This is a genomic window from Pseudoxanthomonas yeongjuensis, assembly GCF_010093345.1.
GTDB lineage: Bacteria > Pseudomonadota > Gammaproteobacteria > Xanthomonadales > Xanthomonadaceae > Pseudoxanthomonas_A > Pseudoxanthomonas_A yeongjuensis.
Genome location: NZ_PDWT01000009.1, coordinates 76,257 through 87,388 on the forward strand (window position 1 = coordinate 76,257; position 11,132 = coordinate 87,388).

Genomic DNA, 11,132 nt, shown 5'->3' on the forward strand with positions numbered 1-11,132 from the left:
GCGAAAATCAATAACTCCTGAGCCTGCATGCCACGTATTTTTGACAATATCCAAGACGATCTTCTTGCTGCACTGCGGGCATCGCTATCAGTATCGAATCGGGCAGATTTCTGTGTCGGTTACCTCAATCTTCGTGGTTGGCAAGCGATAGATGACCTTGTCGGCTCTTGGAGCCCTGATCACGGTCAGATATGTCGCGTCATGGTCGGTATGCAACGGCCTTCGCACGATGAGATTCGCGATCTATATCGCGCTTCCGAAGGGGAGGGTGGTCTAGATAATGCCAGCGCCTCCCGCTTGAAATCGCAATTTGCAGCTCATGTTCGCGAACAAATCACTCTGGGTATCCCAACCGGAAAGGACGAGCATGCCCTGCGACGTTTCGCTACCCAACTTCGTGCGGGTCAGGTGGTTGTCAAGTTGTTCCTTCCCTATCCGCTGCACGCGAAGCTTTATCTTTTGTTTCGTGACGATGCGAACAATCCGATCACAGGATTTGTAGGAAGTAGCAACCTAACCATGCAAGGTTTGTCGAGGCAGGGTGAGTTAAACGTTGATGTTCTCGATCACCACGGAACGGAGCGATTGTCCCAATGGTTTGAAGACCGATGGAACGAGCGATGGGCCTTGGATATTTCGAAAGACCTTGCCGACATCATTGATAACAGTTGGGCGCGTGAAGAATTAGTTCCGCCCTATCACATATATCTAAACATGGCGTATCACCTGAGCACTGAGGCCCGTGCCGGATTGAGTCAGTTCCGTTTGCCGCCGCGCTTCGATCAGGAACTGTTCGAGTTCCAGAAGAGTGCAGTGAAAATCGCCGCACGGCATTTGCATCGCCGCGGGGGCGTCCTCATTGGTGATGTGGTCGGCCTTGGCAAGACCATTATGGCAACGGCCCTGGCAAGAATGTTCGAGGACGATCTCGGCTATGAAACCCTGATCATTTGTCCTAAGAACCTGGAGCCAATGTGGCGACATTACCGTACGGAGTATGGTTTGCGTGGACAGGTGCTGCCGATCTCGCAGGTGACAAAGAAATTGCCCGATCTCAAGCCGTATCGACTGGTATTGATCGACGAGAGCCACAACTTACGCAACCGCGAGGGACGACGCTACAAGGCCATCGCTGATTACATCCGCAGCATTGATGCCAAGGTCATCCTGCTGACGGCGACGCCATACAACAAGACCAAAACCGACCTGTCCAGTCAGTTGCGTCTTTTCATCGACGAGAAGGCCAGCATCGGTATCAGGCCCGAGCATTACATGCGCAAGCAAGGGTTGAGTGAGGCGGAGTTCGAGCGCAAGTGGCAATGCAAGGCCAACTCCATTGTCGCCATAGAAAAGAGCGATGAGTTCGACGACTGGCGTGAACTGATCCGTCTGTACATGGTGCGTCGCACACGCAGCTTTATCCTGCAGCATTACACCCAAGCCGATGACAGCGGACGTCGCTTCATCGCCGCCTCGGATGGAGAAAGACGCTATTTCCCCGAGCGCCAACCGCATTCGTTGACCTTCAGTATTGACGAGCAGGATGCCGGCGACCGCTACGCGCGGCTGTACTCCGATGCAGTAGTGGATGAGATCAACAATCTGCATGTGCCCCGATACGGCCTGGGGAAATATGCCGAACTGGAGGCCGTCAAGGCCGCTACGTCCGCCGAGCGCAAACTGATTGACAATCTGGGCCGGGCAGGCAAGCGGCTAATGGGGTTCTGCCGCACCAATCTGTTCAAGCGCCTGGAGTCCAGCGGCAGTTCGTTCCTGCAGTCGATCGAGCGCCATGTGCTGCGCAACGAGATCTACCTGTATGCGATCCAGCAGGGCCTGGACTTGCCCTTGGGCGTGCTGGACCCCGGCGTGCTGGATGCTGACCGTGTTGATGAGGACGCAGAAGGCATTGAGGGCGAGCCGGAAGATCTACTCGATGGGGTGGTCGAAGCTGTTATCGATGAAGAGGCCAGTGCATCGGGCTTCGCTCAGGCGCAAGTGATCTATCGCCAGTACGCGGGGGCATACAAGAAGCGTTTCAAATGGATCAGTCCAAAGCTGTTCAAGCCCAGCCTGGCGGAAGATCTTGCCGAAGACACTGACAGGCTGCGCGGGATCATGAATACCTATGGCCCTTGGCAAGCAACCGGCGACAGAAAGTTGGCTGAACTGTTGGACTTGGTCGCTACGCGCCACGGGAAGGACAAGGTCCTGGTATTCACCCAGTTTGCAGATACCGCACGTTACCTGGAACGAGAACTGCGCAGGGCAGGCGTGAAGCAGATCGATGTGGCGACCGGCGCTTCAGCTGACCCGTATGCGCTGGCTTGCCGGTTCTCACCCGATTCAAACCGTGCGCAAGTAAAGAAAGCAGACGAGTTGCGGGTGCTGGTCTGTACCGACGTGCTGTCCGAAGGGCAAAACCTGCAGGACTGCAATGTGGTGGTCAATTTCGACCTGCCCTGGGCCATCATCCGGCTGATCCAGCGTGCCGGTCGCGTTGACCGGATTGGTCAGCGCGCCGAGCGGATTCACTGCTATTCCTTCTTGCCGGCAGAAGGTGTGGAGCGCCTGATCCGGCTGCGCGAGCGCATCCAGCAGCGGCTCACCGAGAACGCGGAAGTGGTCGGCACAGACGAAGCCTTTTTCGAGGAAGACGAGGTCCAGGTCATCCGCGACCTATACACCGAAAAGTCTGGAGTGCTGGATGATGCCGATGACGAAGTTGATCTGGCGTCCTATGCCTGGCAAATCTGGAAAGAAGCCACCCAGGACGACGCCGAACTGGCACGCGCGGTCGAATCGCTACCGGCTGTGGTTTATTCCGCCAAGCAATTCAGTCTGGATGCGCAACGCGCGCCCTCGCTGGACGCCGTTGCAGCCAAAGGGGGCGCCCTGGTCTACGTCAAGTCGCCGGAAGGCAACGACCATCTGGCCTGGATTGGCCAGCAAGGCAACATTGTGACCGAATCGCAATTCTTGATCCTCAAGGCGGCCGAATGTTCTGCGGTGACGCCGGCGCAGCCACGCGCGGAGAATCACCACGAGCTGGTCGCGCAAGGTCTTCAACTCGCGGTGAGTCAGGACAAGTCCGTAGGCGGTGGCTTGGGCCGCCCATCCAGCCCGCGTCGTCGTGCGTACGAGCGCATGAAGTCTTATGCCCAGACGCAGCGCGGCACGCTCTTTTCCGATGCGGTGCTGGAAACCGCACTGGACGACATCTATCGCCACCCATTGCTGGAAACCGCTGCTGATCTGCTCAATCGCCTGCTACGCAGTGGCGTGAACGATGAAGAGCTGGCCGAAGCGGTCAAGACCCTGCGCGAAGAAGGGCGTTTGACCTATACCGAAGAAGACGCTGCGCTGCGTGAGCCGCGCATCGTTTGCTCCCTGGGCCTGATAGAGGAACACTGACATCGTGGCCAAGCTTGATTTTCAGAACTTCCAAAAGGCCCTTTCCACTTTTGATTTTGCTGGACTGTTTGTCGATGTCCTTGGCTGGAATCGCGCCTCCAGCGATCGGGATTGGCAGGACGACGAAGCCGGTGGCACAGCTTTTCGCTATCGCATGGTTGCGGAGCTGGCGGGCGTGGCGGTGCTGCAAGTCGTTTCCAGCGACAGCTGGCCCGATGAAGCGCAACGACTTGCGATCTGGCGGCAGATCGCAAGTCGGCATTACGAGAATCTGCTGATCTTTACCGATCAGGCGGAGAAGGCATCGCAAAGCCTGTGGTACTGGGTCAAGCGCAGTAAGGATGCTGACACCGGAAAACCGAGGCTGACCTCGCGTCGCCATGAATATTTCCGCGGACAACCGGTGGATCTTTTCGCCTCCAAGCTGCAGGCGATGGTGGTGGAACTGTCCGAGCTGGATGCCAGCGGGCGTATCCCGGTGCTGGAAGTGGCGCAGCGCATGCAGGCCGCACTGGATGTGGAAACGACCACCAAGCGTTTCTATAAGTCCTATCAGGAGCAGCACGAGCAACTGCTTCAAGCCATTGAAGGCATTGACGACGACCGCGATCGCCGCTGGTACGCCTCGGTGATCCTCAACCGGCTCATGTTTGTCTGGTTCTTGCAGAAAAAACTATTTCTGAACAACGGCGATGCTGACTATCTGCGTCATCAATTGCAGGCCTCGCAGAAGCGGGGCAAGGATCAGTTCTTTGGCGAGTTCCTGAGCGCGCTTTTCTTTGAGGCTTTCGCGAAGCCCGTCGATGACCGGTCCGCTGCCACGCGTGCGCTGACCGGTGAGGTGCCCTATCTCAATGGTGGTCTGTTTCTGTACCACAAGCTTGAGCTGGATGAATATGCGAACCCACGGCTGGGACGGACACTCAAGATCGCCGACGCGGCTTTCGAAGGTGTGTTCACGCTGTTTGCGAGTTTCAGCTGGCACCTCGACGACACGCCCGGCGGGGACAGTGATGAGATCAGTCCTGATGTGTTGGGCTATATCTTCGAGAAGTACATCAACCAGAAAGCCTTTGGCGCTTACTACACGCGGCCTGAAATCACCTCGTACCTCGCTGACCGCAGTATCCATGCGCTGATCCTTGAAAGAATCAATCAGCCGGCCATGCCGGAGCTGGGTCTGCCCGCGATTGAGTTTGCCAATGTCTCGGACATGCTGGCGAAGATGGATGCCCGCACCGCTATTCGGCTAGTAAACGAAGTGTTGCCTTCGATCACTATCCTGGATCCTGCCGTGGGCTCCGGTGCGTTTCTGGTGGCCGCGCTGAAGTCGCTGATCAATGTTTATTACGCAGTGGTCGGCCGCGCCAAGTTGAATGCCAGTGAAGAGCTGGCGCGCTGGTTGAAGGGTATCGAGGATGCGCATCCCAGTGTGGAGTACTACATCAAGCGCTGCATTGTTTCGGACAATCTGTACGGCGTGGATATCATGGAAGAGGCGACCGAGATCGCCAAGTTGCGGTTGTTCCTGGCTATGGTGTCGTCAGTGCGCAGAGTCGAGGACTTGGAGCCGCTGCCAAACATCGACTTCAATATCCTGCCAGGAAACTCGCTGGTCGGACTGATGCGGGTTGACGAGCATGAGTTCAACCGAAAGCAGGACGACCTGTTCAAACCACCGTTCCGCCGGCTGCTGGACGAAAAGAACCGCAAGCTCGACGTCTATCGGCACGCCGCAGATGATATCGGGAAGGTTGCTGACTTGCGCGCAGTGCGGGACGACATCGACACCGAGATGCGCTATGCCACCGGCGTACTTAACGAGCTTCTGCGAGACCAGTTCGAGTCACTCGGCGTCAAGTACGAGCAGGCTACCTGGGATGCGACTAAACAAAAATTAGGCAAGCCCAAGAAGCGTCGCATAGAGCGCGCCGACATTGACGCCCAGCATCCGTTTCATTGGGGCTATATGTTCGATGAGGTCATGCAGCGTCGCGGCGGCTTTGACATCATTCTGGCCAACCCACCATGGGAAGTATTCAAACCACAGGCCAAAGAGTTCTTTTCGGAGCACTCCAGTCTAGTCAGCAAGAACAAGATGGCCATCAAGGAATTCGAGAAGGAACAGGACAAGCTACTCAAAGACAAGGCGGTGCGGGAGGCCTGGTTGGAATACGAGAGCCGCTTCCCGCACATGAATGGGTACTTCCGTTCCGCATCTGAGTACCAGAAGCAGTTCGCGACCGTTGCAGGGAGGAAAGTGGGGGCCGATCTCAATCTCTACAAGCTGTTCACCGAGCGTTGTTTCCACTTGCTACGCGAAGGTGGGCACTGTGGAATCGTCATTCCCAGCGGCATCTATACCGATCTTGGTGCCAAGGGCCTTCGTGATTTGCTATTCACTAAGACCACAATCCATGGCTTGTTCAGTTTTGAGAATCGCAAGGAAATTTTCGAAGGTGTGCATCGTAGCTTCAAGTTTGTCGTGCTGACCTTTGAAAAGACTACAGTGCCACGCCTACAGGCAATCGGCGAACGTAACGCTAGCGCTGCGCCGGATGACCTGCTGTCACCTATTCGCACCGGCGAGCTTGGCACGCAGCGCTTCCCTGCTGCATTTATGCGAGCAGATGTAGCGGAGTTGGACAGGTTTCCGGATGAGGGTGGGTTGTGGCTTGACGTAGAGTTGATCCGTAAGCTTTCTCCAGATGCCCATGCGGTGATGGAGTTTCATGCCGCCCTGGATTTGGCCATCGCATCGAAGATGTTTGAGTTCCCTGCACTAGGAAGAAGTGAAGACGGTTTCCAGAAGTTCGAATTGCATCGTGAGCTACATATGACCGACGACAGCAAGCTCTTCAAAACTGATTCAGCACCATCTCGATTGCCCCTCTTTGAAGGCAAGATGATTCACCAGTTCGACACTTCACTTCAGCCGCCAAAGTACTGGGTTGAAGAAGATGAGGGGCGTTCTGCGCTGCTTGGCCGTACTGGTGACATAGGTCAGACACTATCGTATCAGCGGTATCGTCTTGCGTACCGCGCGATTGCACGAGGGACGGATAGTCGAACCATGATTGCAACGATACTTCCAAAACGAGTTTTCTCGGCGCATTCGTTGAACGTCGCTTTCCTACCAGATGATCTGCCTTCTCAGCTTTTTTTACTGTCTGTGCTTAACAGCTTTTGCTTCGATTATGTGCTGCGTCAACAAGTGAGCGCGAATCTGACGCAGTTCTTTATCTATCAATGTCCAGCCCCTCCAGTTTTGCTCGCGACGGTAGAGGCAAAGAAATTGATAGCTCGTTCGGTAAGGCTTGCGTCCACATCACCTGAATTTGATGGGCTTGCCACTGCTATGGGCTTCAAGAATTGGCGCGAGGTTTCGGTTGATGCCGCAGAGCGAGGTCGCTTGCGCGCCGAACTGGACGGGCTAGTCGCCCACCTCTATGGCCTCAGTGACGCGGAGTTCCTGCATATCCTCGGCACGTTTCCGCTAGTGCCTGAGCCAGTGAAGATTGCGGCCTACAATGCTTACCGCGATGTCGCGCGTGGGGTGATTCAATGAACCTGCAGTCGATTCGGGTGCGCAACTTCAAGGCGATAGTCGACAGCCGTGTTGTGAAGCTGGGGCCGTTGACCGTTTTCGTCGGAAACAACGGCAGCGGAAAATCCAGTCTGATCGAAGCACTGGAAGCCTGGCAGAACATCACATTGTACGGATTGGACAACGCCATGGGCCGCTGGCTGGGCATCGAACATGTCCGCCACAAGAGCCTGGAAGCAAAAGAGCGCGCCGGCAAGCAGGTCAATCCCATCATATTTCAGGCCGACATCGGCCCCACGCCGCGCAAGGCGACGCGGCTGGAGATTGAAATCAACAACACCCCCAATGGCGACCGCATGGGAATTGTTGAAGAACGCCTGACACGCCCCGGTTCCGGCGGCAAGTTTATTGGGCGCCCGGTCAACCCCAGACTCGACAGCGGACGCTCCTACCTGTCGATGTATCCGGATGGATTCGCGCAACCTGCACGTGACCTGGCGCATTGGCAATTCTTGTCGCTGGCCCCGGATAGCATGGGCATTCCACAGCCGCAGCAACGCACCGAAGGCCGCGTGCGTTTGCGGCGTGACGGCGCCAACATCGCTGACTATCTGCTTGAAATCCGAAATCTGTCGCCCGGTGTCTTTGAAGGCATCGTGCAGACCATGGCCTACGTGTTGCCGTATGCGCGTGACCTGCAGCCGGCAGTGACCTCGGAGCTGGAGCGCAAAGCCTACCTGCAACTGACCGAAGCGGACTACAAAGTACCCGGCTGGATGTTGTCCACCGGCACCTTGCGCGTGTTGGCATTACTGGCGGTGTTGCGCCACCCGCAGCCGCCGCCGCTGATCGTAGTGGAAGAGATTGAGAACGGATTGGATCCGCGCAGCCTGCACCTGCTGGTGGAAGAGATTCGCACGACGGTGCTGTCGGGCATCACCCAAGTGGTGCTTACGACACATTCGCCCTATCTGCTGGACTTGTTGCAACTCGAGCAGATCGTGCTCGTGGCACGCGACGCCAACGGGCAGCCGCGCTTCCACCGTCCGCAAGACTCGGACAGCCTGCAACGCTGGTCACAGGAGTTCTCGCCAGGACGGCTTTACACCATGGGCAAGTTGCACGGAGCTATCGAATGAGCAAGATCGGGATGATCTTCGAATGCGGGCCGGAGGGTGCTGACCTGAAAGTGTGTAAGTATCTAGCGGAATACCTGAGAGACGACGTAGAGGTCGTCCCGGTAACACTCGATAACAAGGCCAATCTTCTACGCGATGCAGGCAAAACTGCGAAACAGTTACTCGTCGACGGCTGCTGTTGCGTATTGATCATCTGGGATTTGCGCCCGGCATGGCCCGACAAGAAAAACAAACCCTGCCGTACTGCAGAGTGTCAGGCAGTCCTGCAGGGAGTGGCGGATGCTGGTGTGACCACCGGTCACTTGGTCCACCTGATATGTATCGAACAAGAACTGGAAAGTTGGCTACTGACTAACGAGCGAGCGATTTCCGAGCTGTTGTCAACATCCGCGCATCCCTATCAAGTCAGCCGGATCAAACGACCCGACCGCGTCATGCAGCCTAAGGCCGTAATGGTCGAGCACTTTAAAACGCGAGGTTGGCGCTACGACGACAAGGTGGACGCTATTCGTGTGCTCAGGGCAGCGGATATTGATGTGCAGCGTATGCGACGTTCTGAGAGCTTTTCGCGTTTCGAGCAAAAGCTGGTTGCCTGCTGAAATCAGAAGTATTGGAGAGAGTTTTCGCAATAAACCGGGCCCCAGTGATTTTTAAGCGGTAGAAAAATAGTGTGGGCTCATGCCCGCCGCATTAGTCATTACCACGCTTCTAATTTGCATCGCTTCATTCAATTACGGAGAAGGACATGATGGCCAGAATGTGGATGGTGCGTGGTGAAGGCGGAAGCCTTTATGAAAAATTCCGTGACCAGAACGCGGTTGCTGTAGGCTGGTCCCAGCTTGCGGGATTTGCCAAGCCCGGAGTTTCTCGCGCCGAACTGATTGAGTACTACAAATCTGTAGAGCCGCAGTTTCGCGCGGGCACAATCATCTCAGGTGCCTCGCAGGTATGGCGATTCGTGAATGAAATACAGATTGGCGACGGAGTCGTGACCTATTCCCCATCAAATCGTAGCTACCTAGTCGGGACCATAACCGGCGCGCCAGAGCACAAGCCTGAATGGGCGGACGAGGGTATGCCTCTAATACGATCCGTGCAATGGCGGGAAAATGAAGTGCCACGCGACAGCCTGGGCCTCACGACAAAAAACAGCTTGGGTTCCACGCTCACTGTCTTCTTGCTGCCACCTTCAGCAATGAATGAAATGCTGGGGCAAGTTGCTGGCGCGCCGGTTAGTGGAGCGCTTTCAGATACTGTTATTGATGAGGAGATCATTGACTCACTCGCTGATATTGAGCAGCAAGCTATAGAGCGCATCAAAGATCTCGTTAATGAACTTTCATGGGAGAACATGCAGCATCTAGTGGCAGGAATACTCAGGGCCATGGGATACAAGACCCAAGTTTCGCTCGGCGGTGCGGACCGTGGAAAAGATATCGTTGCTTCTCCGGATGGTTTTGGGTTCGAACATCCTAGGATTGTGGTGGAAGTTAAGCATCGTCGGTCGCAAATGGGTAGTCCGGAAATCCGCAGTTTTTTGGGTGGCCGGCATAAGGATGACAGAGGCCTCTATGTGAGCACAGGAGGATTCTCTAAAGACGCCCTTTACGAAGCAGATCGCGCGGCAATCCCTCTTTCGTTGTGGACTCTAGACAACGTAGTGCGTGCATTGACTGAACACTACGATGCGACGGATGCTGAAACAAAACGGCTGGTGCCGTTGAAGAGGACGTACTGGCCTGCTTGATGACGGAGAAAAGCGGCGTCAGAGTGCCTTTCCGGAAAAAAGGGGGCGGAGGTAATTAAGAGACTTAATTCCCTCTGGAAAGGAAAGTGGATTGACTCGCGCAGTTCCGTTGGCGCGCAATTGTGAAGGTTGAGCATGCTGATCGATGCTCTTTGATACCGCGAGTGCGAAACAATCTGTGAGTTGACATTTCACCTTCACCTTCGCAAACTCACTTCCAAGGAGCGTCGAAACTCCTCATACAGCGGTACCCACCTCCGTCAATCTGGTGGGTTTTTTGTGCCCAAGTCTTGGGTGCAACCGGCGCAATGTTCCGCGTCGGGAGGGCGGCTAATACAACACCCGCAAGGGAAATACGCCCGCCGTCTGTATGCGGTTTCGAACCTCCCGACTTCCCGTCCGCCGTCTTCCGGTGGGCGGGCACTTCATGGAACGAGGAGGCCATCATGTCGAAACCTACATCGAACGATCTGGATACCCGGGGCTATTTCCTGCCGGAGGACAGCCAGTCCCGGCTGAAGAAGCTGCGCGACCACATGCAGTTCCTGTCGGGGCTGGCGCAACCCCGCACATGGAAGGAAGAACAGGAACGCGCGCCCGAGGTGCCCGTGGACCACCTTGCGACCTGCCTGGAGTTGCTGGCCGAGCAAGCGGATCTCGTGCTGCAGGACGTGTCGTGGCCGGCGCGGCGGGAAGTTGCGGCAGACGCACCCGACCGCGACGTTACGGCTGCGACCTCGCCGGAGACGTCCGACACGGCCGTCGAACGCTTTGCTATCGGCGTCACCGGGGAGCAGGTCGACCTGCTCGACCGGCTGCTCGGAACGATCTCGGCCCAGGGCGATGTCACGGCCGCCGATCCTGCCGCCGAACCGGCCGATCCCACCGTGCCCCCGCTTGCGCAGGCGATCCATGACGGAGCGAGGGCCGTGCGCGACCTCCTCGACCAGGTAGAAGCGCAGCGGCCCGGGCGCATGCCGCGTCGGCCCACCGGCGTGGGCGAAGAGCGGGCCGTGTACGCCACCGGACTCGCCTGTCCGATGTCCGCGCCGGTGTTGCCGATGCCCGACGCAAGTCCATCGCGCAGTGTGCGCCTGCACTGATCGAAACGCGCGTAAGGCGGGTTGATGGCAGGCACGGATTGCGGCTTCGTTTGTGGCGGGGTTCAAAACCGGCCGCCCCGGGGGCGGTTCCTTTACAACTCAACGCACCCACCTAGCCGGCTTCGAGCATGTGTGTGGCGTTTTTGTTTTATAACAAAACAAAAAAACGCTACAATATATAA

General features: G+C 56.5%; 6 protein-coding genes. All 6 read left to right on the plus strand.

All coding sequences use genetic code 11. From position 1 onward, the window contains the following. Positions 1-27: 27 nt before the first annotated feature. The 6 genes from CSC74_RS16150 to CSC74_RS16175 all read left to right on the plus strand — a co-directional run bounded on the left by CSC74_RS16150 (position 28) and on the right by CSC74_RS16175 (position 10,950). Positions 28-3,414, plus strand: a complete 3,387-nt coding sequence (locus tag CSC74_RS16150; protein ID WP_162315526.1) for a helicase-related protein — start codon at positions 28-30, stop codon at positions 3,412-3,414. 4 nt (positions 3,415-3,418) lie between these two features. After that, positions 3,419-6,982: an Eco57I restriction-modification methylase domain-containing protein gene (locus tag CSC74_RS16155; RefSeq protein ID WP_162315527.1), complete on the plus strand. Its 3,564-nt coding sequence runs from the start codon at positions 3,419-3,421 to the stop codon at positions 6,980-6,982. Continuing rightward, positions 6,979-8,100, plus strand: coding sequence for an AAA family ATPase (locus CSC74_RS16160; protein ID WP_162315528.1), 1,122 nt, complete (start codon positions 6,979-6,981; stop codon positions 8,098-8,100). The genes CSC74_RS16155 and CSC74_RS16160 overlap by 4 nt, the downstream gene beginning before the upstream one ends. Continuing rightward, positions 8,097-8,699 (plus strand): DUF4276 family protein, encoded by a 603-nt coding sequence (locus CSC74_RS16165; protein ID WP_162315529.1) that lies wholly within the window; start codon positions 8,097-8,099, stop codon positions 8,697-8,699. The genes CSC74_RS16160 and CSC74_RS16165 overlap by 4 nt, the downstream gene beginning before the upstream one ends. 149 nt (positions 8,700-8,848) lie before the next feature. After that, positions 8,849-9,847, plus strand: coding sequence for a restriction endonuclease (locus CSC74_RS16170; RefSeq protein ID WP_162315539.1), 999 nt, complete (start codon positions 8,849-8,851; stop codon positions 9,845-9,847). A 446-nt stretch (positions 9,848-10,293) separates the two neighbouring features. Then, a complete protein-coding gene (locus CSC74_RS16175) occupies positions 10,294-10,950 on the plus strand; it encodes an XAC0095 family protein (RefSeq protein ID WP_162315530.1) in 657 nt (218 codons plus the stop codon). Positions 10,951-11,132: the final 182 nt, after the last annotated feature.

Coding starts and splice junctions, on each gene's coding strand:
- CSC74_RS16170 (WP_162315539.1), top strand. CDS start 8,849: ATGGCCAGAATGTGGATGGTGCGTGGTGAAGGCGGAAGCCTTTATGAA.
- CSC74_RS16175 (WP_162315530.1), top strand. CDS start 10,294: ATGTCGAAACCTACATCGAACGATCTGGATACCCGGGGCTATTTCCTG.
- CSC74_RS16165 (WP_162315529.1), top strand. CDS start 8,097: ATGAGCAAGATCGGGATGATCTTCGAATGCGGGCCGGAGGGTGCTGAC.
- CSC74_RS16160 (WP_162315528.1), top strand. CDS start 6,979: ATGAACCTGCAGTCGATTCGGGTGCGCAACTTCAAGGCGATAGTCGAC.
- CSC74_RS16150 (WP_162315526.1), top strand. CDS start 28: ATGCCACGTATTTTTGACAATATCCAAGACGATCTTCTTGCTGCACTG.